Genomic DNA, 20,335 nt, shown 5'->3' with positions numbered 1-20,335 from the left:
CCCAACGTGCTCGCGCACGGATGGCGCGGTGGTCGCTGACGCGGTGGTCAAAGAAAGAAGGGACGCCGGAGCGTCCCTTGCAGATCATGCGGGGCTGGAGTCGAGCGACGAGTTGAGCGCGGATCAGGTGAGCGCAGGCTCCGCCTGGGGTACGTCGATGTCGATGCGGTCCAGCAGCGAGTCTCCGTGCTGAGCGGCGGCCGCGTTCAGCGCGTCGTTTTCGGACTGAATCCGTACGAGCTCGGACTCGAGGTCCTGGACGCGCTGCTGAAGCCGTCGCATCTCGGCGAGGAGTCGCGGATCGGAACCGCCGACGTAACCGAGAAGCGCCTTTGCCATGATGGATGGTCCTCCACACTGAGTGACCGACCGAAGCGGTGTGGGTCGTGAGGGAATCGCACCCGCGGATGTCCGGCAGCGACCGTCAGTCACTGCACGCGTTCTTTTGCTAACACGCCTACTGCCAGCACTGCCAAACAGCTCAGGTGCGCGGGGCTTCCAGCGTCTCACCAAAAAGTTTGACGGTCAACACGATCACGCCCCGTATCGGCGGGCAGCCCGGCTCTCCCAAGGGCCGTGGAGATCGTCCGCTGCTTCGAGCCTTCCACGGTTGGAGCCGGCCGGCAACGCGTCGGCGGCGAACGTGCAGATCCGACCGGGTGCGGACCGCCGAGAGGTGTGATCAGTACATGATCAGTCGATCGGTCACCGCATGGCGAAACCGTCGTAGCCACCGCGCGGTGTGCCCCAGATCTCTGTCACTCCGTCCACCCTCCCGGGCGTGTCGGCGGAGCGCAGCCAGTCGAGCAGCCGGTGGCAATTCTCACGTTGACCTTCGGCCACAACCTGCACTCGTCCGTCGTCGAGGTTGAGCGCGAACCCGACGACTCCGCCGATCTCCAGCGCATTGGCCCTGGTGAACCAGCGGAAGCCCACTCCCTGCACACGGCCGCGCACCCAGGCGGTCAGGCGGACATCTTCATTCATGCGTGAACGCTAACCGGGCAAGGAGATTCGGCCCACATCGCCCCCGCGCCCCATGGCGTACAGTCGCGCAGCAATGAACTCACCCATTTGGGTGAGTAAGGGATGATCTTGACCTGCAAGGAAGGTACGGGCCGATGGGACGCCACCGACTCCCCGCCGCGCCGGACCACGGCGCCAGGCGCCGCACCCTCGTGCGGGGCGGCCTGCTGGGCGTGTCCGTGGCCGTGGCCCTCGGCACCGCGGCCGTGACCACCGGCATGGTGCCGGTCAGCACTTCCTTCCCCTATGTCGGCGTCAGCGCCGACAGCCCGGCCGCCAAGACGCGGGCCGAGGCCGAGGCTTCGCCGAGCCCCGGTACCGCGGCCGAGCAGCAGGGCGGCCTCGCCAACCTGTCCGGCCGCGCCTCCTCGGGCCCCGACACGCGCAGCCCGTCACCCTCGGCCTCCCCCTCACCGTCGGCCTCCCCTTCCCCGTCGGCCTCGCCGAGCCCCTCCGCCTCGCCCACCCCGTCCGCCACCCCGTCCACCTCCGCCCCCGCCGCCGCCCCCGCCAAGGAGGCGCCGAAGCCGGAGAAGAAGCCGGTCCCGGTCCCGGCCCCGGTGCCGCCGAAGACGGCCACGCCCAAGCCGCCCGCCCCGCCGGCCCCGCCCGCCCCGACGCCCGGCGACGGCCACTCCGCGGAGGAGGCCGCCGTACTCACCCTGGTCAACCAGGAGCGCGCACAGGCCGGCTGCGGTCCGGTCCGGGCGAACCCGCCGCTCGCGGCGCTGGCCGGCGCCTTCAGCAAGGACATGGCCACCCGCGGCTTCTTCGACCACACCGACCCCGACGGGAACACCCCGTGGAACCGCGCCACCAACGCGGGCCTGTCCGGGCTCGGCGGCGAGAACATCGCCCGCGGCCAGGGTGACGCCCAGGCGGTCATGAACGCGTGGATGAACAGCCCGGGCCACAAGGCGAACATCCTCAACTGCGAGTTCCGCACCCTGGGCGTCGGCGCCTACTTCGCGGCCGGCGGCCCCTGGTGGACCCAGGACTTCGGCTTCTAGCCACAGCGCTGCAGCCCCGGCCGAGCACTTACCGACCGAAAGCGCAAGCTTCTGGTAAGCGCTGAGCGGAGTTAAGCTGGTCGCCATGGAGACACAGCTTCCGTTCGACGCCTTCGCGCGCGCGTGCCCGTCCCGGGAGACCCTGGAGCACGTCACGGGCCGCTGGGGCAGCCTCACGGTGGGCGCCCTGCGCGACGGCTCGTGCCGCTTCAACGAGCTGCGCCGCAAGGTGGACGGCGTGAGCGAGAAGATGCTCTCCCAGACGCTGCACGCGCTGGAGCGCGACGGCATCGTCCACCGCGAGGCTCAGCCGACGAACCCGCCGCGCGTCGACTACGAGCTGACCCCGCTCGGCGTCGAGGTCGCCGACCGGCTGCTCGCGCTCATCCACTTCCTGGAGGGCAGCATGCCCCAGGTGCTGACCGCCCGGGGCTCCTACGACGCCACGCGCGGCGGTCGCTGACAGCGCGGGCAGAAGTAGCTGGACCGGTTCATCCACGGCCGGCGCCGCATCGGGGTGCCGCAGCGCCGGCACGGCTCGTCCTCGCGCCCGTAGGCGTCGAGCGAACGGTCGAAGTAGCCGGACTCTCCGTTCACGTTGACGTAGAGGCTGTCGAAGCTGGTGCCGCCGACTGCGAGGGCCGCGTTCATTACGTCCCGGACATGCCCGAGGAGTTCCGCGCTCCGGGGGCGCGTCAGCGTGGCGGTGGGGCGCTCGTAGTGCAGCCTGGCCCGCCACAGCGCCTCGTCGGCGTAGATGTTGCCGACCCCGCTGATCAGCGACTGGTCCAGCAGGGCCCGCTTGACGGTGGTCCTCCTGGCGCGCAGCGCCGCGTGGTACGCCGCCTCGTCGAAGAGGGGGTCCAGCGGGTCCCGGGCGATGTGCGCGATGACGTCGGGCAGCCCGTCGGCCGTGTTCTCGTGGAGCGAGAGCCCGCCGAAGGTGCGCTGGTCGACGAAGCGGAGCTCGGTCCCGGCGGTGTCCCGGAAGCGCACGCGGATGCGCAGGTGCTTCTCGTCGGCGGCTTCCTCGGGCTGCACGAGGAGCTGTCCGCTCATGCCGAGGTGCCCGAGCACGGAGAGGTCCCGCCCCTCCAGGGGCAGCCACAGGTACTTGCCGCGCCGCTGCGCCACGCCGATCGTCTCGCCCGTCAGCCGCGCCGCGAAGTCGGCCCCGCCGGCGGGGTGGCGGCGTACCGCGCGCGGGTGCAGCACCTCGACGGCCTCGACGGTCCGGCCGGCCACCCAGCGCTCCAAGCCCCGCCGTACGACTTCGACTTCGGGCAGCTCGGGCACGGTGGTCCTCCGGAGGGGGTGCGTTCTGGTCGCTCCCGGCGAGCGTACCGGCCTCCCCCGACCGGCCCGGAAACGGGTCCGCCCGCCCCTGCGCGGCAGGGGCGGGCGGGAGATCCCGAAGGAAGGGTTCAGCCGTTCGGCGTCGGTTCGGCGGGCGTCGGCGACCCGCCGTCCTCGGCCGGGGCCTCGGCGTCGGCCGGGGCCGCCACCGTGACCTGTGCGGCCGCAGAGGCCGCGGCTTCCGCCGCGATCCGCTCGTCCGCCTTGGCACGGATACCGCGCCATGCGGACTCCGCAGCCTGCTGTTCCGCTTCCTTCTTGCTGCGGCCGGTGCCGGTGCCGTACGAGACACCACCGACGCGGGCGGCAGCGGTGAAGGTCTTCTCGTGGTCCGGACCGGTCTCGGTGACCAGGTATTCCGGTACGCCGAGGCCTTCGGCCGCCGTGAGCTCCTGGAGACTGGTCTTCCAGTCCAGGCCGGCCCCGAGGTTCGAGGACTTCTCGATGAGCGGGTCGAAGAGCCGGTGGACCAGCTCCGAGGCCGCTTCGAGGCCCTGGTCGAGGTAGACCGCGCCGATCACCGCTTCAAGGGTGTCGGCGAGGATGGAGGCCTTGTCCCGGCCACCCGTGCCCTCTTCGCCCCGGCCGAGCCGGATGAAGGAGCCGAGGTCGAGGCCGCGCCCGACCTCCGCCAGTGCGCGCGAGTTGACCACCGCGGCCCGCAGTTTGGCCAGCTGGCCTTCGGGCAGGTCGGGGTGGGTCGTGTACAGCGTGTCCGTGACCACCAGGCCGAGCACGGAGTCCCCGAGGAACTCCAGGCGCTCGTTGGTGGGCAGACCGCCGTTCTCGTACGCGTACGAGCGGTGGGTCAGTGCACGCACCAGAAGGGCGGACTCGAGTCGATACCCGAGCCGCCCTTCCAGAAGCGTGTGGGACGAGGCCGCGTTGTTACTGTCTGCCTGCTTCTCAGCGTTGGACAGCTCAGACATTGCGCCTCTCACCAGCCGCTCAGACCTCGAGGACCTGGCGCTTGTTGTAGGTGCCGCAGCTCGGGCACGCGATGTGCTGGAGCTTCGGCTCCTGGCAACGCTCACACGAAACCAGGGTGGGGACCGCAGCCTTCCACTGCGACCGGCGGTGGCGCGTGTTGCTGCGCGACATCTTCCGCTTCGGAACAGCCACGGCTACTTCTCCTGCTTCTCGGCGGCGCCCTGAACTCCGTCAGAGGCAGTGCCGCTCATGTTGTCCTTCTCGACGCCCTGATCGGTGACGAGTCCTTGCAGTGCCGCCCAACGGATGTCGACGGCGTCATGGTGGTGGTCCGGGTCGTCGTTCAGGCTGAGCCCGCAATCGGGGCACAGTCCGAGACAGTCCTCCCGGCACACCGGCTGCATGGGCAGTGCGAGCACCACCACATCCCGCAGCACGGGTTCGAGGTCGAACAAACCGTCCTCGAGGAAGAGCGTGTCCTCGTCGTCCTCGGCGTCGTCGGCCGGCTCCGCCTTGCTGCGGCTCCGGTCGTCGGCGTCAGGGTACGAGAACATCTCCTGGAAGTCCGCCTTGAGCTCGCGCTCGACGGGCTCCAGACACCTTACGCACTCCCCTACGGCCGATGCACGGGCGGTGCCTGTGACAAGCACCCCTTCCATGACCGACTCGAGGCGGAGGCTGAGCTTCAGCGGGGCACCTTCCGGTACCCCGATGACGCCGACGAGACCGAGGTCCGCCGGTGCCGCGATCTCACGGGACAGCCGCTGCATGGCACCAGGACGCCGGCCCAGCTCGTGCGTGTCGAACACGAGGGGGTTGCGGTGGTCGAGGCGGGTATTCAGGGCCGTTCCTGCTTTCACAGATCGCTGAAGATCAAAATTTCCGCCACTTGCGGGCAGCATGGATCGCGGTGCATACGCGCGACCGAAGAGCCAGGATACCCGGCGCTTCGCTCTGAGCCCAATCCGGTCCTACCGCCCCTGTTCGTACTGGCGCAGCTGGTCCAGGTTGATCATGCTCGTGTCGAAGAAGCTGGTCTCGTCGAGGGCGGGCTGCTGCGGCTGCTGCGGGACCTGCGGCTGCTGCTGGTAGGCCGCGTAGGGGTCCGGCTGCTGCTCGTAGCCCATCGTCGCGTAGGGATCCGGCTGCTGGACCTGCTGCTGGTAGCCGTACGGGTCCCCGTAGGAGGGCGCGGTGTAAGCCGCTCCGGTGGAGCCGGTGCCCGCATCGGGGTAGGCGCCCTGTTGCTGGTGCTGCTGGTAGCCGTACGCGTCGTAGGCGGGCTCCTGCTGGGCCTGCGCCGGGATCGCGGGGGCCATCGGAGCCGCCGGCTCCGCCAGGCCCGCCAGGAAGTCCGCGTCGCTCGCCGAGCGGGACTGCTGCGCGCCCGCGGCGTCCTGGGCGGCCATGTGCGCGCCGAGGTCGTCCGTGGGCACCCGGCCCAGCAGCTTCTGGCGGCCCCGGCCGACCGCCTCGAGGGTCTTGGAGAGCACCGCCTCGAAGGTCGCCAGCTTGGTGTCCACGTACGCGTCCGCCTGCTGCCGCTGCGTGTCCGGGTCGTGGCTGCGCTCGGGCGCGTCCGCGTCGGAGTAGCCCTGGTCGTCCAGGCCCGGGCCGCGGCCCAACAGCTTCTCGCGGCCGCGGTCGACCGAGCCGATGGTCTTGGTGAGCACGACCTCGAAGTTCGCGAGCTTGCTGTCGACGTAGTCGTCGGCCTCGGCCCGGATCTCCTCGGCCTCCCTGCGGGCGTCCGCCAGGATCCGGTCCGCCTCCGCCTGCGAGCGGCGCGCGATCTCGGTGTCGGAGATCAGCGAACCGCGCTGGGCGTGCGCGGACTCGATGATCCGCTCCGCCTCGCGGTGGGCGTCCTCGACCATCTGCTCCCGGCCGCCGATCAGCTCCTGCGCCTGCGCGAGCGAGCCGGGCAGCGCCTGGCGCACCTCTTCGAGCTGGGCGAGCAGCTCGGCGCGGTTGATCACGCAGGAGGCCGACATGGGCATGGACCGGGCGCCGCCGACGGCCGCGACGATCTCGTCGAGCTTCTTCTGTACGTCCATGGGGGCTCGCACTCTCTCGGCCTCGGGCGGTTCCTGAGACGGACGGGACGACTGTAAGGCCACCGGGCGAACGCCCGACACCGACTGACGGGCCGTCAGCCGGTCAGCGGTTGCGCAGCCGCTCCAGGAGCGCCGCGTGGACGTGCGCCGGCAGCAGGTGGGCGACGTCGCCGCCCCAGGTCGCGACCTCCTTGACCAGCGAGGAGGACAGGAAGCTGTAGGTGGGGATGGTGGGCACGAACAGCGTCTCGACGCCCGACAGGCCCATGTTCATCTGGGCCATCTGGAGCTCGTAGTCGAAGTCGCTGACCGCGCGCAGGCCCTTGACGATGGCCGGGATGTCGCGCTGCTTGCAGAAGTCGACGAGCAGGCCGTGGAAGGACTCGACCTGGATGTTGCCGTAGTCGGCGGTCGCCTCGCGGATCAGCTCGATCCGCTCCTCGACGGTGAACAGGCTCTGCTTCGACTTGTTGATCATCACGGCGACGTGCACGACGTCGTAGAGCCTGGAGGCGCGTCCGATGATGTCGAGGTGTCCGTTGTGGATGGGATCGAAGGACCCCGGACAGACGGCGCGGCGCAACTGAACTCCCTCGTTCATGAGTCTTCGCTGGTGAAGGCGGCGCGGCCGTACCAAAGGGTGCCCTCGCCGTACTTGCGCGACCGGAGCGGCTCGAAGCCCTCGGGCCACGGGAAGGCGCCGCTCCTGGTGCTGCGCTCCACGGTGACGAGCGCATCGCCGGTGATCCAGCCATTGGACCGGAGTGTGAGGAGGATCTCCCGCAGGTCGGCGCCGTCCACGGCGTACGGCGGGTCCAGGAAGACGATGTCGTACGGGTCCCCGCCCGCCGCGGCCGCCACGATCTGCTCCGCCTTGCCCGCCCGGAACTCGGCGCCGGGCAGCCCCAGCGCCTTGATGTTGTCCCGGATCGCCTTGGCGGCCTTGGCCTCGGGCTCCACCAGCAGCGCGTGGGAGGCGCCGCGGGAGAGGGCCTCCAGGCCGACGGCGCCGGAGCCGGCGTACAGGTCGAGCACCCGGGCGCCCTCGACGCCGTGCAGCGACTCCCAGGTGGAGAACAGGCCTTCGCGCATCCGGTCCGAGGTCGGCCGGGTGCCGGTGCCCGGGGGCACGGTCAGCCGTCGCCCGCCGGCGCTGCCGGCGATCACGCGGGTCATCTGGGGTCCTTCGGTACGACGGTGGTGGTCGGGGTGCTCACGGGTGCTGCCGGGCCGTTTCCGGTCCTGCCCGGTACTGCGGAGTCCAACGATAGGTCGTACCGCTGCGGGCGGCCCCGGGCGGTACCGCTCAGCCCTTCTCCAGGTACTGCTCCCGCTCGGTGTCCAGCAGGGCCTCCAGCGCGCTCCTCAGGCCCTGCAGCCGCTGCAGTTCCGGGTCGGCGGCGACCACGCGGGTGGCCTCCTCCCGGGCCTGGGCGATGACCTCCTCGTCCTCGATGACCGCGAGCATGCGCAGCGAGGACCGCACGCCCGACTGGGCCTGGCCCAGCACATCGCCCTCGCGGCGCTGTTCCAGGTCGATCCGGGAGAGCTCGAAGCCGTCCAGGGTGGCGGCGACCGACGCGAGCCGGGCCCGGGCGGGGCTCGCCTCGTGCATCTCGCTGACCAGCAGGCACAGGCCGGGCGCGGAGCCGCGGCCGACGCGGCCGCGCAGCTGGTGGAGCTGGGAGACGCCGAACCGGTCCGCATCCATGATCACCATGACCGTGGAGTTCGGGACGTTCACGCCGACCTCGATGACGGTGGTGGCGACCAGCACCTTGACCTCGCCGGCGGCGAAGCGGCGCATGACGTCGTCCTTGTCGGCCGGGTCCATCCGGCCGTGCAGCACCTCCACCGACAGCCCGGCGAGCGGCCCCCGGGTGAGCTGCTCGGCGATCTCCAGGACGGCCAGCGGTGGCCGCTTCTCCCCGTCGTCCTCGGCGGTCTTCTTCTTCGGGTTCTTCGGGTCGTCCTCCCCGTCGCCGATCCGCGGGCACACCACGTACGCCTGGTGCCCGTTCTCGACCTCCTCCCGTACCCGCTCCCAGGCGCGGGCCAGGAAGTGCGGCTTGTCCTTGGCCGGTACGACGTGGGTGGCGATCGGGGAGCGGCCGGCGGGCAGCTGGTCGAGGACGGAGGTCTCCAGGTCCCCGAAGACGGTCATCGCGACGGTGCGCGGGATCGGGGTCGCGGTCATCACCAGCAGGTGCGGGGGCTGCTTCCCCTTGGACCGCAGCGCGTCGCGCTGCTCCACGCCGAAGCGGTGCTGTTCGTCGACCACGACCAGGCCGAGGTCGTGGAACTGCACCTTGTCCTCGATGAGTGCGTGCGTGCCGATCACGATGCCGGCCTCGCCGGTGACCAGGTCGAGCAGGGCCTGGCGGCGCGCGGGCATCCCCATCGACCCGGTGAGCAGCACGACCTTGGTCCCCTGGTCGGAGCCGCCGAGCATTCCTCCTTCGGCGAGCTCGCCCATCATCTCGGTGATGGAGCGGTGGTGCTGCTGGGCGAGCACCTCGGTGGGGGCCAGCATGGCTGCCTGCCCGCCGCAGTCCACGACGGCGAGCATGGCCCGCAGCGCGACCAGCGTCTTCCCGCTGCCGACCTCGCCCTGGAGGAGGCGGTGCATGGGGTGTTCGGTGGCCAGGTCGTCGAAGATCTCCTTCGAGACGGTCTGCTGGCCCTCTGTGAGGGTGAAGGGGAGCTTGGCGTCGAAGGCGTCGAGCAGGCCGCCGGGAGCGGGGCGGCGCGGGACGGCCGGGAGCTGGGAGTCCGCGTGCCGGCGGCGGGCCAGCGCGACTTGGAGGACGAAGGCCTCGTCCCACTTCAGCCGCTGCCGGGCGTCGTCGATGTCGGCCTTGGTGCCCGGCCGGTGGATCTTCAGCAGGGCCTCGGTGAGGGGGACCAGCCCGCGGCCCTCGCGCAGTGCGTCCGGCAGCGGGTCCACGGCCTCCGGGGCACTGGGCAGTACGGCGTCCACGCATTTGGCGATCTTCCAGGACTCCAGCTTGGCGCAGGCCGGGTAGATCGGGATGAGCTGGTTGGCGAACGCGGTGGCGGCGTCCCGGTCGGAGGCCTCCGCGCCGAGCGGCTCGTACGCGGGGTGGGCCAGCTGGAGCTTGCGGTTGAACATCGAGACCTTGCCCGCGAACATGGCGCGGCTGCCCGGCAGCAGCTCCTTGTGCGGCTTGTGGACGCCCGCCCCGAAGAAGACCAGCTGGAGACGGCCGCTGCCGTCGGTGATGGTCACCTCCAGGCGTTTGCCGCGGCCCCCGTTGAACGTCAGGATCCGGGCGTCGGCGACCTGGGCGACGACCGTCACGTGCTCGTCGATCTGGTCCGCGAGCTCCGCCAGCGAAGTCAGCTCGCCGCGCTCGGCGTACCGCCGCGGGTAGTGGTGGAGCAGGTCCAGGGCCGTGTGCAGGCCGAGCTGCTCGGCCAGCACCTTGGCGGTGGCGGGGCCGAGCGTCTTCTTGAGGTCTTCGTCGAGCGCGGGCACGTGTTCATTGCACACCATCGCGCTGACAAGCCGGCTATTCGACCCCGATGAGGAGGGGCGCCGAGTACCGGCCGCCTCGGTAGGTGACGGTGTCCACCGCCAGGTGTCCGTGCTGTACGTACGCCTCCAGGCGCTCGGCGAGGGCGTCCGGCACCTCCGGTCCCAGGACCAGGGTGACGAGTTCGCCGCCGGAGCCCAGCATCCGCTCCAGGACCGCCTCGGCGGTCTCGGTGAGGCCGGAGCCGATGACGGCGACGTCTCCGTCGATGAGCCCGAGCACGTCCCCGGCCTGGCAGATGCCGGCGGAGGTGAAGGACTGCCGTTCGGCGACGGCGAGTTCCGCGTAGCGGGTGGCGCCGGCCGCCGCGGTCATGGCGACGACGTCCTCGTCGAAGCTGCCGTCCGGGTCGTGCACGGCGAGGGCGGCCAGGCCCTGCACGGCGGACCGGGTGGGGATCACGGCCACCCGTACGCCGTCGGCGCGGGCCCGCTCGGCGGCGGCGGCCGCGGCCGCGCGCTGGTCGGCGCCGCCGGGCAGCAGCACCACCTCGCGGGCGTGCGCGCGCCGGATGGCATCGGCGAGTGCGGAGGCGTCCGGGACCCCTCCGGGCCGGGCGAGCACGGTCGTCGCGCCCGCCTCCCCGCACAGCCCGGCCAGTCCCTCGCCCGGGACCACGGCGACCACGGCCCGCTGGACGCGCTCCCCGCGCGCCCGGCGCCGCTCGTCGCCGAAGTGGGTGATGCGGATCCGGTACGGCCGCCCCGCGATCACGCCCGCCTCCACGGCGGCGCCGGGGTCGTCGACGTGGACGTGCACGTTCCACAGTCCGTCGCCGCCGACCACCACCAGGGAGTCCCCGAGCCCGTCGAGGTGCCCGCGCAGCTCCGCCACGGCCGGCTCCGCGGCCTCCAGCAGGTAGATCACCTCGTACGCGGGCCCGCCCTGCTCCTCCGCGTCGCAGGGCTGCGGCGGCTGCGGTACGGGCACGGCCCGCCCGCGGACCGCCTCGGCGGCGGGCTCCTGGCCGGACAGCGCCTGCCACAGCGCCCCGAGCACGGCGACCAGCCCGCAGCCCCCGGCGTCGACCACCCCGGCCCGGCCCAGCTCGGCCAGCTGCCCCGGGGTGTCCGCCAGAGCCGCGCGGGCCGCGTCGTAGGCGGCCCTGGCCACGTCCGCGGCGGTTCCGGCAGCCGCCCCGGCCGCCTCGCCGGCCCTGGCCGCCGCGGCGGCGACGGTGAGCATCGTGCCCTCCACCGGGTGGGCGACCGCCTGGTACGCCTCCTCGGCGGCCCGGGTCAGCGCCTGGGCCAGCAGCCGGCCCGGCCCGCGGTCGCCGGGCTCGTCGCCCAGTACGTCGGCCACTCCGCGCAGCAGCTGCGCCAGGATCGTCCCGGAGTTCCCCCGGGCGCCTATGAGGGCACCGTGCGCGTAGGCCCGTACGGCCTGGGAGAGGGAGGGGGTCCGGGCCCCGGCGTCCGGCCCGGGCCGTGTGGTCTCGCTCACGTCCGCGGGCGCCGTCCCGAGGGCCGCGGCCAGTGCGCGGTCCGCCGATTCGGCGGTCAGGTAGAGGTTGGTGCCGGTGTCCGCGTCCGCGACCGGGTAGACGTTGATCGCGTCGATGTCCTCGCGGGCCCGGCCCAGTGCGGCCACGGCCAGCGAGCTCCAGGTGCGCACCGCTTCGGCGTCGAGCTCGTCGGCGGGCTGCGGCTGCGGCTCGTGCGGCACCGGGCGTTCCTCCTTGTGCGGGCCAGGGTTCACCGCAGGGTAACCAAGGACTGCCGGGCGTCCGGGACCGCGGGGCGGGGTCGGCGGCAGCCATGGTAGTTTTCTTGGACGGACGCAGTCGTTGTATGCTGCTCCGGTTGCCCGATGAGAGTCGGGCCATTCCCCCGGCAAACCACTCAGACTTCTCAGACTTCTGATCCGGTGCGCCGGATTTCACTGTAAGTGCATCTGAAGTCTTTGGAGTGACCTGTGGCTGCCAACTGCGACGTTTGCGCCAAGGGGCCGAGCTTCGGCAACAACATCTCCCACTCGCACCGCCGCACCTCGCGTCGCTGGAACCCGAACATCCAGCGCGTTCGTGCCATGGTCAGTGGGACGCCGAAGCGCCTCAACGTCTGCACCTCGTGCATCAAGGCCGGCAAGGTCTCGCGCTGACGCCAACCGTCGTAGCGCAGCCCTTTCCGGTTGCCAAGAAGGCCGGTCCACCTCGTGGACCGGCCTTTTGCCTTGCCTGGACCGACCGGGCGGCGGCAGACCCCCGCATCACGTGATGCGGGGGTCTTCTGCTGTGCGGGGTCCGCGCTCCGGTCGACTCAGCGGTGCCACTGCCAGGCGTGGTCCACCGGGCCGATGCCGCCGCCGAGCGCGAAGCCGGCCGCGATGGCGCCGGTCACGTACTCCTTGGCCTCCATGACGGCCTGCGGCACGTCCTGGCCCTTGGCGAGCCCGGCGGCTATCGCACTGGCGAGGGTGCAGCCGGTGCCGTGGGTGTGCCGGTTGTCGTGGCGCGGCGCCCGCAGCCACAGCCGGGTCTCGCCGTCGGTCAGCAGGTCGGCGGCCTCGTTCCCGTGGGCCGCCAGGTGCCCGCCCTTGATCAGCACCCACTCGGGCCCGTACGAGAGGACCGCGTCGGCGGCCCGCCGCATGTCGTCCTCGCTCTCCACCACCACGCCCGTGAGCTGCGTCACCTCGTCCAGGTTCGGCGTGGCCACGGTGGCCCGCGGCAGCAGTTCCTTGCGTACGGCGTCCAGCGCCGAGTCGGCGAGCAGCGCGTCCCCGTGCTTGGAGACCCCGACGGGGTCCACGACGGCGGGGGCGGAGGTGGCGGCGAGCAGCTCGGCCACCGTTTCCACCAGCGCGGCCGAGGACAGCATCCCGGTCTTGACCGCCTGCACGCCGATGTCGTCCACGACGGCCCGGTACTGGGCCTCCACGGCCTCGGCGGGCAGCTCCCAGACTCCCTGGACCCCGAGGGAGTTCTGCGCGGTCACGGCGGTCACCACGCTCATCCCGTGCACGCCGAGTGCCAGCATCGTCTTGAGGTCGGCCTGGATCCCGGCGCCACCGCCGGAGTCGGATCCGGCGACGGTCAGGCACAGCGGTGGCGCGTCGGTCATCTCGGGGTCTCCTCGGTGGACGGGTCGGAGCCGAAGTGGTCCCACCCGCCGGTGCTCGTCCAGGGGGCGCCGTCCACGGTCACCTGGGGCAGCGCGGACCGGTTCAGCACCTCCCCGATGACCTTCCAGCGGGCCGGCAGTTTCACGTCGGGCGGGAAGGTCGCCACGATGGCGTGATCTTCTCCTCCGGTGAGCACCCACTGCAAGGGGTCGACCCCGACGGCCTGCCCGATGTCGTGCATCTGGGTCGGGATGTCGACGGCCGCCGAGCGCAGGTCGATCCGTACCTTGCTGGCCTCCGCGATGTGCCCGAGGTCGGCGATCAGGCCGTCGCTGACGTCGGTCATGGCGGTGGCGCCGAGTCCGGCGGCCGCGGGGCCCGCGTGGTACGGGGGCTCGGGTCGCCGGTGCGCCTCGACGAAGGCCCGCGGGGAGCGGAAGCCGCGCGAGAGCACGGCGAATCCGGCCGCGGACCAGCCCAGCCAGCCCGTGACGGCCACGACGTCGCCGGGCTGGGCGCCGGAGCGCAGCACGGGCTCGTGGTTGCGCAGGTCGCCGAGGGCGGTGATGGCGACGGTGATGGTGTCCCCGCGGACGACGTCACCGCCGACCACGGCCGCGCCGGCGACCTGGCACTCGTCGCGCAGCCCGTCCATCAGCTCGGTCGGCCAGGTGACCGGCAGCTCGGCCGGGACGACCAGGCCGAGCAGCAGTGCGGTCGGCACCGCGCCCATGGCGGCGATGTCGGCGAGGTTCTGTGCGGCGGCCTTGCGGCCGACGTCGTAGGCCGTGGACCAGTCGCGCCGGAAGTGCCTGCCCTCGAGCAGGATGTCGGTGCTCGCCACGACCCGCCGGTCGGGGGCCGACACGACCGCGGCGTCGTCGCCCGGTCCGAGCCGGACCGCCGGGGTGGTGGTGAGCCGTGAGGTGAGCTCCCGAATGAGCCCGAACTCCCCCAGCTCGCCCACAGTGCCCTTCATCGCTGTGCCCCTTCTTGCCCAGTCCGCTTGCGGTCGCGAGCCGTCACAGCTCTGGGTACCGTCAACAGATACGTCAACTTCTGCTCTCCGTACGCCCCGCTGTGCGTGGCGCCGTGCCCCCGGGTCTCCCCGTGGTGCTCGGCAACGCGGTACCGTGGCGTCCCTTCTTCCCCGGGCCCACCCGAATCCCTGGGCCCACCCGAAGGTTAGGGGAATCGATCCTCGTGGCCGCCCTGGAGGTTCCGTGGTACAGGCGTACATCCTTATCCAGACCGAGGTGGGCAAGGCGTCGTTCGTCGCCGAGTCCATCAGCCAGATCGCGGGGGTGATCCAGGCCGAGGACGTGACGGGCCCGTACGACGTGATCGTGCGCGCCCAGGCCGACACCGTGGACGAGCTCGGCCGCATGGTCGTCGCCAAGGTCCAGCAGGTGGAGGGCATCACCCGCACCCTGACCTGCCCGGTGGTCCATCTGTAGCCCCCGTCTACTCTTGGCCGGTGATGTCCTTCCACCGCCGGCCCCTGCGTCTGCCCGCTCTGCCCGTACTGGTTGCGGTACTGGCCCTCGCGGGCTGCACCCCGGGTGATTCCGAAGCCCGGGTGGACCCGCCGCCCACGCCGCCCGCCGACGTCGCGGGGTTCTGTGCAGCACTGCACAAGGAGCTCCCGGAGACGGTGGCCGGCCTGGCGCGGGCCAGGACCGCGCCGGAGTCGGATCTGACCGCCGCGTGGGGCGGCTCGGCGATCGTACTGCGGTGCGGTATCCCCAAGCCCCCCGAGATGACGGACGAAAAGCTGGGCGGCGTCGAGGTCGACGGCGTCCGGTGGCTGCTGAAGCCGGTCCCCGACAGTGCCGGCGGGGGGTTCCGGTTCATCACCGGGATGCGGCTGGCGTACACCGAGGTCCGGGTCGACAAGGAGCATGCCACGGATGCGGGCATGCTGGTCGGTCTGTCCGGCGTGGTGGCCAGGACCGTCCCGGAGGGCATCTCTTCGTATTGACGACGGTCCGACGCCCCCGCTTCGCACACCGACCGCCCGCCGGGAATCCCGGCGGGCGGTCGGCTTTGCGCTCTGCGGCTGCGGCTGCGGCTGCCCGCTAGCGCAGCCCGGTGGAGCGGCGCAGGGCCGCCTGGATCAGGCGGTCCACCAGCTCCGGGTACTCGATGCCCGATTCCTGCCACATCCGCGGGTACATGGAGATCGGGGTGAAGCCCGGCATGGTGTTGATCTCGTTGATGACGAAGGTGCCGTCCTCGGTGAGGAAGAAGTCGGCGCGCACCAGGCCTTCGCAGGACGCGGCGTCGAACGCCTCGATCGCGAGCCGCTGCACCTCGGCGGTCTGCTCCGGGGTGAGCGGAGCGGGCACGATCCCGGAGGCGGAGTCGATGTACTTCGCCTCGAAGTCGTAGAAGTCGTGGCTGGAGACCGGCGGGATCTCGGCGGGCAGGCTCGCGCGCGGCCCGTCCTCGAACTCCAGCACCCCGCACTCGATCTCGCGGCCGCGCAGCAGCGCCTCCACGATGATCTTCGGGTCGTGGCGCTGGGCCTCGAGGATCGCCTCGTCGAGGCCGGAGACCTCGTCGACCTTGGTGATGCCGATGGAGGAGCCGGCCCGGGCGGGCTTGATGAAGAGCGGCCAGCCGTGCTCGCCGGCGAACTCCAGGATCCGCGCCTTGGCGGCGTCCCGGTCGGCTTCCCACTCGCGGGGACGGATGGTCACGTACGGGCCGACGGGGAGGCCGAAGGAGGTGAAGACCCGCTTCATGTACTCCTTGTCCTGGCCGACGGCCGAGGCGAGGACGCCCGAGCCGACGTACGGGATGCCGGAGAGCTCCAGGAGGCCCTGCAGGGTGCCGTCCTCGCCGTACGGGCCGTGCAGCATCGGGAAGACGACGTCGACCTCGCCCAGGGCCTTGGGGACGGCTCCCGGCTCGGTGTAGACGACCTCGCGGTTGGCCGGGTCGACGGAGAGCACGACGGCGCCGTCCTCGGAGTCCGCAAGCTCCTCGACGCTCGGGAGCTTGCGGTCGGCGATGGCCATCCGCGCGGGCTCGTCGGCGGTCAGCGCCCACCGGCCGTCCGTGGTGATGCCGATCGGCAGCACCTCGTACTTGGACCGGTCGATGGAGCGCAGCACGGCGCCCGCGGTGACGACCGAGATGGCGTGTTCCGAGCTGCGGCCGCCGAACACGACGGCCACGCGGGGCTTGCGGCCCTGCTGCTCAGGGGTCTGGGGGAGGTTCTCGCTGCTCATATCGCCACGACGATACCCGCTCGGACGTCCGGAACGGAGTCAGCGGCGTTCCGGTTTGGCGCTTCGCCCCATGAGTTCCTTCAGTGCGACCAGCGGCGGCTTGCCGTGGTGGACGATGTCGACGACGGTGTCGGTGATCGGCATGTCCACCCCGTGGCGGCGGGCCAGATCGGCCACCGACTGGCAGGACTTGACGCCCTCGGCGGTCTGCTTGGTGACCGCGATGGTCTCCTCGAGGGTCATTCCGCGGCCGAGGTTGGTGCCGAAGGTGTGGTTGCGGGAGAGCGGCGAGGAGCAGGTGGCGACGAGGTCGCCGAGGCCCGCGAGACCGGAGAAGGTGAGCGGGTCGGCGCCCATGGCCAGGCCCAGCCGGGTCGCTTCGGCGAGGCCGCGGGTGATGAGCGAGCCCTTGGTGTTGTCGCCCAGGCCCATGCCGTCCGCGATGCCGACGGCGAGGCCGATGACGTTCTTGACGGCGCCGCCCAGCTCGCAGCCGATGACGTCGGTGCTCGTGTACGGGCGGAAGTACGGGGTGTGGCAAGCCGTCTGGAGGCGCTGCGCGACGGCTTCGTCGGAGCAGGCGACGACGGCGGCGGCCGGCTGCCGGGCGGCGATCTCACGGGCCAGGTTGGGGCCGGTGACGACCGCGACGCGCTCGGCGGGGACCTTGGCCACCTCCTCGATGACCTCGCTCATCCGCTTGGCGGTGCCGAGTTCGATGCCCTTCATCAGGGAGACGAGCACGGCGTCGGCGGGCAGCAGCGGGGCCCATTCGGCGAGGTTGCCGCGCAGGGTCTGGGAGGGAATGGCCAGGACCGCGAAATCGGCGCCGGCCGCGGCCTCGGCCGGGTCGGTGGTGGCCCGCATGTTCGCGGGGAGTTCGACGTCCGGGAAGTAGTCCGGGTTGGTCCGGCCGGTGTTGATGGCGTCGACGACCTCGCTGCGGCGGCCCCACAGGGTCACCTCGCAGCCTGCGTCGGCGAGCACCATGCCGAAGGCCGTGCCCCAGGAGCCGGTTCCGAAGACGGCTGCCTTCACGGGACGTGTCACTTCTGGTCCTCCCCCGCGGCCTTGCGCCGCTGTTCCGCCCTGGCCCTGCGATGGTCGTACGGCTGCTCGGGCGCCTTCTCCCCGCGCAGCTCCTCCAGCAGCTCGGTGATGGCTTCCATGATCGTCTCGGTGGCGGCCTTGAGCACGTCCGGGGTGGGCTCCCGGTCGTAGAACTCGGAGAGGTCCACGGGAGGTCCGGCGAGCACCTGGAGGGTCTTGCGCGGGAACAGCCGCACCTTGTCCTCCTTGGCGTAGGGCGGCATAGCCAGGTTCGCGCCCCACTGGGCCACCGGAATGACCGGTGCCTTGGTCATCAGCGCGACCCGGGCCGCGCCGGTCTTGCCGGCCATCGGCCACATGTCCGGATCGCGGGTGAGGGTGCCTTCCGGATAAAAGGCCACGCATTCGCCGCGCTCGATCGCGTCCACGGCGGCCCGGAATGCGTCCAGGGCGTTGGTGGTCTCGCGGTAGACCGGGATCTGGCCGGAGCCGCGCAGGATCGCACCGACAATGGGGACCTTGAAGAGGGCCGCCTTCGCGAGCAATCGGGGCACCCGGCCGGTGTTGTACTGGAAGTGCGCGTAGGAGAGCGGGTCCAGATACGAGTTGTGATTGACGGCCGTGATAAACCCGCCGTCGGCCGGAATGTGATCCATTCCCCGCCAGTCCCGCTTGAAGAGCACCACCAGCGGCGGTTTTGCGATGACCGCCGCCAGGCGGTACCAGAAGCCGATTCTGCGGCGGGACACTCGGACACCTTCCTCTAGGACCGGTGCGCGGCTTGGGCACCTGGTCGGCCGGACAAGTGTGGCCTCAGGTCCGGTCTCTGTCGAGAACACCGTACGCCCCGCCCGGAGCACCGGACCGCCGGGTCGACCGGGCAGAGGCGACAATGGGCCGACGCATGACCCGGCCATGACCCGGCCTTGGTCCACACATGTACGGACGCGCACCGGAGGGAAGGGGCCCGCCACGAACGCGGTCTGGAGTCTGGTGGTCCCGCTGAAGCCCCTGGCGGTGGCCAAGAGCCGTCTCGCGGCGGCCGTGGGCGCGTCCCGTCCCGGGCTCGCGCTGGCGTTCGCGCAGGACACCGTGGCAGGGGCGCTGGCCTGCGCGGCGGTCGCGGATGTGGTGGTCGTCACGGACGACGCGGAGGCGGGTGCGGAACTGGCCCGGCTCGGGGCGCGGATCGTGCCGGACACCCCGGCGGCCGGGCTCAACGCGGCGCTGGCCCACGGGGCGCGGGAGATGCGTGCGGTGCGGCCCGGGGCGGCGGTGGCCGCGATGAACGCGGATCTGCCCGCACTGCGGCCGCCGGAATTGCTACGCGTGCTCGAAGCCGCATCCGCATTTCCCCGGGCATTTCTGGCGGATGCGGCGGGAATCGGTACGACCCTGCTTTCCGCTGCACCGGGCGTGGAATTGGCACCCTCGTTCGGGGGCCCGTCGCGGGCCCGGCATTCGGCCTCGGGAGCTGCGGAAATAGCCCTCGCGGATGTCGAGAGCGTGCGCCGGGACGTGGACACGGCCGCGGATCTGCGGACGGCCCTCGCCCTCGGTGTGGGCCGTCACACCGCCCGATACAGTGCCGGTATGCAGGCGACCGCGTACACGTACGACTCCCAGACCCGCAGCGGCAGTGTGCTGCTGGACGACGGCACCCCGGTGCCCTTCGAGACCCCGGCGTTCGACGCGGGCGGCCTGCGGCTGCTGCGCCCCGGGCAGCGGGTCCGGATCGAGACGGACGGCGAGGGGCCGGCGCTGCGGATCACCCTGATCACTCTGCAGACCTTCTGAGGCTCGGCCGCGCCGGCCTTCTGACCTGCACGGACAGCACCGCGGGCCGGCTTCCCCAGAGAGGGGAAGCCGGCCCGGCGTGTGTGACTCGTGGCCTTACTTCTTGCGGGCCGTGGTCTTCTTCGCGGTGGTCTTGCGCGCCGTCGTCTTCTTGGCGGGCGCCGTGGTCTTCGCGGTGGCCTTCTTGGCCGCCGGAGCCGTCTTCTTGGCGGTGGCGGTGGTCTTCTTCGCCGTCGTCGCGGCCTTCTTGGCCGTGGCGGTGGTCTTCTTCGCCGTCGCCGTGGTCTTCTTCGCCGCGGCGGTCTTGGCGACCACCTTCTTGGCGGTGGCGACCTTCTTCGCGGTGGTCTTCTTGGCGACCGTGGTCTTCGCCGCCGCCTTCTTGGCGGTGGTGGCCTTCTTGGCCGCGGCCTTCTTGACCGTCGCGGAAGCTCCGCCGGAGAGGCTGCCCTTGGGAGCCTTCTTCACCGACACCTCGCCGCCCTTGGGCAGCTTCTTGGTGCCCGCGACCAGGTCCTTGAAGCCCTGGCCCGCGCGGAAGCGGGGAACCGAGGTCTTCTTGACCCGGACGCGCTCACCCGTCTGCGGGTTGCGGGCGTAGCGGGCCGGGCGGTCGACCTTCTCGAACGAGCCGAAGCCCGTGACCGAGACCCGGTCGCCCGCGACCACGGCGCGGACCATCGCGTCCAGTACCGCGTCGACAGCGTCCGCGGCCTGCTGGCGGCCGCCCAGCTTGTCGGCAATCGCTTCTACGAGCTGCGCCTTGTTCACGTCTTCCCCTTCGGAGACTTCGCCAGAACGAATGTGTTCAAGCTTATTTCGCACGTTAGGCGGATATATACCGCAAATCAAACACGAAACGGGCTAATCACCCTAGTGCCGCAACGGTGTAGGTCGTTACGGAGTTCCTTCGCATCAGTCGCCTTCAGGGAATCGACCCTCGTCGAGGTCCTTCATCAACCTGTCCAGGCGCCTTGCCGCATCGGCGAGATCGTGCTTCGCCGCGGCCGTGACGACCAACAGCTTCCGGGACAGCGCCATCCTTACGCCCTCCGGGACTTGCAGTGTGCGCACCCTTGTGTGTGCTTCTTTCAGCCGGTCCGCGACGAGTTCGTAGAGCTCAAGTTGACTGTCGCGTTCCATGCACAGATTGTGCCATCTGGGGCGAGTTGTCGCCTCACGGGGCCTCAACACACGGCTGTGCCCCCCGCCGGAAGGCGGGGGGCACAGTGTTGTCGATGTGATCACCC

23 protein-coding genes and 1 pseudogene are annotated in these 20,335 nt (G+C 71.3%); 6 read left to right on the top strand and 18 right to left on the bottom strand.

What is annotated here, in order from left to right; translation table 11 throughout:
• Window positions 1-123: 123 nt before the first annotated feature.
• Window positions 124-339, bottom strand: coding sequence for a hypothetical protein (locus ACZ5WG_RS03805; protein ID WP_030162422.1), 216 nt, complete (start codon window positions 337-339; stop codon window positions 124-126).
• Window positions 340-705: 366 nt separating this feature from the next.
• A complete protein-coding gene (locus tag ACZ5WG_RS03800) occupies window positions 706-987 on the bottom strand; it encodes an acylphosphatase (protein ID WP_030298484.1) in 282 nt (93 codons plus the stop codon).
• 134 nt (window positions 988-1,121) lie between these two features.
• Here ACZ5WG_RS03800 and ACZ5WG_RS03795 point away from each other — a divergent pair, with 134 nt between their 5' ends.
• Both ACZ5WG_RS03795 and ACZ5WG_RS03790 read left to right on the top strand, forming a co-directional pair.
• The gene (locus tag ACZ5WG_RS03795) at window positions 1,122-2,036 is read left to right on the top strand and encodes a CAP domain-containing protein (protein ID WP_468720324.1); all 915 of its coding nucleotides are present in this window, start codon (window positions 1,122-1,124) and stop codon (window positions 2,034-2,036) included.
• Between the two features lie 85 nt (window positions 2,037-2,121).
• Complete coding sequence (locus tag ACZ5WG_RS03790; protein ID WP_468720322.1) at window positions 2,122-2,499, top strand: winged helix-turn-helix transcriptional regulator; 378 nt, start codon at window positions 2,122-2,124, stop codon at window positions 2,497-2,499.
• Here ACZ5WG_RS03790 and mutM read toward each other — a convergent pair.
• From mutM to ACZ5WG_RS03745, 9 genes are all read right to left on the bottom strand, one after another.
• Window positions 2,472-3,332, bottom strand: a complete 861-nt coding sequence (gene mutM / locus ACZ5WG_RS03785; protein WP_468720321.1) for a bifunctional DNA-formamidopyrimidine glycosylase/DNA-(apurinic or apyrimidinic site) lyase — start codon at window positions 3,330-3,332, stop codon at window positions 2,472-2,474. The genes ACZ5WG_RS03790 and mutM overlap by 28 nt on opposite strands.
• A gap of 128 nt (window positions 3,333-3,460) precedes the next feature.
• On the bottom strand, window positions 3,461-4,321 hold the full coding sequence (gene rnc, locus ACZ5WG_RS03780) for a ribonuclease III (RefSeq protein ID WP_468720319.1): 861 nt from the start codon (window positions 4,319-4,321) through the stop codon (window positions 3,461-3,463).
• Between the two features lie 19 nt (window positions 4,322-4,340).
• Complete coding sequence (gene rpmF / locus ACZ5WG_RS03775) at window positions 4,341-4,514, bottom strand: 50S ribosomal protein L32 (protein WP_003965982.1); 174 nt, start codon at window positions 4,512-4,514, stop codon at window positions 4,341-4,343.
• 2 nt (window positions 4,515-4,516) lie between these two features.
• Window positions 4,517-5,224 (bottom strand): YceD family protein, encoded by a 708-nt coding sequence (locus ACZ5WG_RS03770; RefSeq protein ID WP_468720317.1) that lies wholly within the window; start codon window positions 5,222-5,224, stop codon window positions 4,517-4,519.
• A gap of 69 nt (window positions 5,225-5,293) precedes the next feature.
• On the bottom strand, window positions 5,294-6,379 hold the full coding sequence (locus ACZ5WG_RS03765) for a DivIVA domain-containing protein (protein ID WP_468720315.1): 1,086 nt from the start codon (window positions 6,377-6,379) through the stop codon (window positions 5,294-5,296).
• A 103-nt stretch (window positions 6,380-6,482) separates the two neighbouring features.
• Entirely contained in the window at window positions 6,483-6,962 is a 480-nt protein-coding gene (gene coaD / locus ACZ5WG_RS03760; protein WP_397732617.1) for a pantetheine-phosphate adenylyltransferase, read from the bottom strand.
• A gap of 14 nt (window positions 6,963-6,976) precedes the next feature.
• Complete coding sequence (gene rsmD / locus ACZ5WG_RS03755) at window positions 6,977-7,555, bottom strand: 16S rRNA (guanine(966)-N(2))-methyltransferase RsmD (RefSeq protein ID WP_468720314.1); 579 nt, start codon at window positions 7,553-7,555, stop codon at window positions 6,977-6,979.
• A 130-nt stretch (window positions 7,556-7,685) separates the two neighbouring features.
• Complete coding sequence (gene recG, locus ACZ5WG_RS03750) at window positions 7,686-9,896, bottom strand: ATP-dependent DNA helicase RecG (RefSeq protein ID WP_468720313.1); 2,211 nt, start codon at window positions 9,894-9,896, stop codon at window positions 7,686-7,688.
• 16 nt (window positions 9,897-9,912) lie between these two features.
• Window positions 9,913-11,604 (bottom strand): DAK2 domain-containing protein, encoded by a 1,692-nt coding sequence (locus ACZ5WG_RS03745; protein ID WP_468720312.1) that lies wholly within the window; start codon window positions 11,602-11,604, stop codon window positions 9,913-9,915.
• A gap of 249 nt (window positions 11,605-11,853) precedes the next feature.
• Here ACZ5WG_RS03745 and rpmB point away from each other — a divergent pair, with 249 nt between their 5' ends.
• The gene (gene rpmB, locus ACZ5WG_RS03740) at window positions 11,854-12,039 is read left to right on the top strand and encodes a 50S ribosomal protein L28 (RefSeq protein WP_030298506.1); all 186 of its coding nucleotides are present in this window, start codon (window positions 11,854-11,856) and stop codon (window positions 12,037-12,039) included.
• Window positions 12,040-12,197: 158 nt separating this feature from the next.
• Here the strand turns inward: rpmB and thiD are convergent, their stop codons facing one another.
• Window positions 12,198-13,001 (bottom strand): bifunctional hydroxymethylpyrimidine kinase/phosphomethylpyrimidine kinase, encoded by an 804-nt coding sequence (gene thiD / locus ACZ5WG_RS03735; RefSeq protein ID WP_468720311.1) that lies wholly within the window; start codon window positions 12,999-13,001, stop codon window positions 12,198-12,200.
• Window positions 12,998-13,981 (bottom strand): thiamine-phosphate kinase, encoded by a 984-nt coding sequence (locus ACZ5WG_RS03730; protein ID WP_030298509.1) that lies wholly within the window; start codon window positions 13,979-13,981, stop codon window positions 12,998-13,000. The genes thiD and ACZ5WG_RS03730 overlap by 4 nt, the downstream gene beginning before the upstream one ends.
• A gap of 244 nt (window positions 13,982-14,225) precedes the next feature.
• Between ACZ5WG_RS03730 and ACZ5WG_RS03725 the strand changes: the two genes are divergently transcribed.
• Together ACZ5WG_RS03725 and ACZ5WG_RS03720 are read left to right on the top strand one after the other, a co-directional pair.
• The gene (locus tag ACZ5WG_RS03725) at window positions 14,226-14,459 is read left to right on the top strand and encodes an Lrp/AsnC ligand binding domain-containing protein (protein WP_030298511.1); all 234 of its coding nucleotides are present in this window, start codon (window positions 14,226-14,228) and stop codon (window positions 14,457-14,459) included.
• A 23-nt stretch (window positions 14,460-14,482) separates the two neighbouring features.
• A complete protein-coding gene (locus tag ACZ5WG_RS03720; protein ID WP_468720529.1) occupies window positions 14,483-14,983 on the top strand; it encodes a DUF3515 domain-containing protein in 501 nt (166 codons plus the stop codon).
• A 97-nt stretch (window positions 14,984-15,080) separates the two neighbouring features.
• Here the strand turns inward: ACZ5WG_RS03720 and ACZ5WG_RS03715 are convergent, their stop codons facing one another.
• Genes ACZ5WG_RS03715 through ACZ5WG_RS03705 form a run of 3 tightly spaced genes read right to left on the bottom strand, consistent with a single transcriptional unit; the run spans window position 15,081 to window position 18,037 of the window.
• The gene (locus ACZ5WG_RS03715) at window positions 15,081-16,238 is read right to left on the bottom strand and encodes a D-alanine--D-alanine ligase family protein (protein ID WP_468720310.1); all 1,158 of its coding nucleotides are present in this window, start codon (window positions 16,236-16,238) and stop codon (window positions 15,081-15,083) included.
• 39 nt (window positions 16,239-16,277) lie between these two features.
• A complete protein-coding gene (locus tag ACZ5WG_RS03710; protein WP_468720309.1) occupies window positions 16,278-17,288 on the bottom strand; it encodes an NAD(P)H-dependent glycerol-3-phosphate dehydrogenase in 1,011 nt (336 codons plus the stop codon).
• Window positions 17,285-18,037 carry a lysophospholipid acyltransferase family protein gene (locus ACZ5WG_RS03705; RefSeq protein WP_030298518.1) on the bottom strand — a complete coding sequence of 251 codons (753 nt, stop codon included), beginning with the start codon at window positions 18,035-18,037 and terminating at the stop codon, window positions 17,285-17,287. Before ACZ5WG_RS03705 ends, ACZ5WG_RS03710 begins: the two co-directional genes overlap by 4 nt.
• A 166-nt stretch (window positions 18,038-18,203) precedes the next feature.
• Here ACZ5WG_RS03705 and cofC point away from each other — a divergent pair.
• Window positions 18,204-18,878: pseudogene (gene cofC / locus ACZ5WG_RS03700) on the top strand (2-phospho-L-lactate guanylyltransferase); the annotation flags it as partial.
• Between the two features lie 303 nt (window positions 18,879-19,181).
• Here the strand turns inward: cofC and ACZ5WG_RS03695 are convergent.
• Window positions 19,182-19,856 carry an HU family DNA-binding protein gene (locus ACZ5WG_RS03695; RefSeq protein ID WP_468720308.1) on the bottom strand — a complete coding sequence of 225 codons (675 nt, stop codon included), beginning with the start codon at window positions 19,854-19,856 and terminating at the stop codon, window positions 19,182-19,184.
• Between the two features lie 144 nt (window positions 19,857-20,000).
• Window positions 20,001-20,228, bottom strand: a complete 228-nt coding sequence (locus tag ACZ5WG_RS03690) for an SCO5555 family protein (RefSeq protein WP_008739877.1) — start codon at window positions 20,226-20,228, stop codon at window positions 20,001-20,003.
• Window positions 20,229-20,335: the final 107 nt, after the last annotated feature.

This window comes from Streptomyces sp. NPDC032745 (genome assembly GCF_055579465.1).
The sequence above is the reverse complement of the archived record's forward strand: the minus strand, read 5'-3'. Positions and strand labels throughout refer to the sequence as shown.

What these genes read in the sequence shown, in the direction of transcription:
- ACZ5WG_RS03790 (WP_468720322.1), top strand. Translation starts at nt 2,122, where the DNA reads ATGGAGACACAGCTTCCGTTCGACGCCTTCGCGCGCGCGTGCCCGTCC.
- rnc (WP_468720319.1), bottom strand. Translation starts at nt 4,321, where the DNA reads ATGTCTGAGCTGTCCAACGCTGAGAAGCAGGCAGACAGTAACAACGCG.
- ACZ5WG_RS03765 (WP_468720315.1), bottom strand. Translation starts at nt 6,379, where the DNA reads ATGGACGTACAGAAGAAGCTCGACGAGATCGTCGCGGCCGTCGGCGGC.
- ACZ5WG_RS03730 (WP_030298509.1), bottom strand. Translation starts at nt 13,981, where the DNA reads ATGAAGGGCACTGTGGGCGAGCTGGGGGAGTTCGGGCTCATTCGGGAG.
- ACZ5WG_RS03795 (WP_468720324.1), top strand. Translation starts at nt 1,122, where the DNA reads ATGGGACGCCACCGACTCCCCGCCGCGCCGGACCACGGCGCCAGGCGC.
- thiD (WP_468720311.1), bottom strand. Translation starts at nt 13,001, where the DNA reads ATGACCGACGCGCCACCGCTGTGCCTGACCGTCGCCGGATCCGACTCC.
- ACZ5WG_RS03690 (WP_008739877.1), bottom strand. Translation starts at nt 20,228, where the DNA reads ATGGAACGCGACAGTCAACTTGAGCTCTACGAACTCGTCGCGGACCGG.
- ACZ5WG_RS03805 (WP_030162422.1), bottom strand. Translation starts at nt 339, where the DNA reads ATGGCAAAGGCGCTTCTCGGTTACGTCGGCGGTTCCGATCCGCGACTC.
- recG (WP_468720313.1), bottom strand. Translation starts at nt 9,896, where the DNA reads ATGGTGTGCAATGAACACGTGCCCGCGCTCGACGAAGACCTCAAGAAG.
- ACZ5WG_RS03720 (WP_468720529.1), top strand. Translation starts at nt 14,483, where the DNA reads ATGTCCTTCCACCGCCGGCCCCTGCGTCTGCCCGCTCTGCCCGTACTG.
- ACZ5WG_RS03715 (WP_468720310.1), bottom strand. Translation starts at nt 16,238, where the DNA reads ATGAGCAGCGAGAACCTCCCCCAGACCCCTGAGCAGCAGGGCCGCAAG.
- rsmD (WP_468720314.1), bottom strand. Translation starts at nt 7,555, where the DNA reads ATGACCCGCGTGATCGCCGGCAGCGCCGGCGGGCGACGGCTGACCGTG.
- ACZ5WG_RS03800 (WP_030298484.1), bottom strand. Translation starts at nt 987, where the DNA reads ATGAATGAAGATGTCCGCCTGACCGCCTGGGTGCGCGGCCGTGTGCAG.
- ACZ5WG_RS03770 (WP_468720317.1), bottom strand. Translation starts at nt 5,224, where the DNA reads ATGCTGCCCGCAAGTGGCGGAAATTTTGATCTTCAGCGATCTGTGAAA.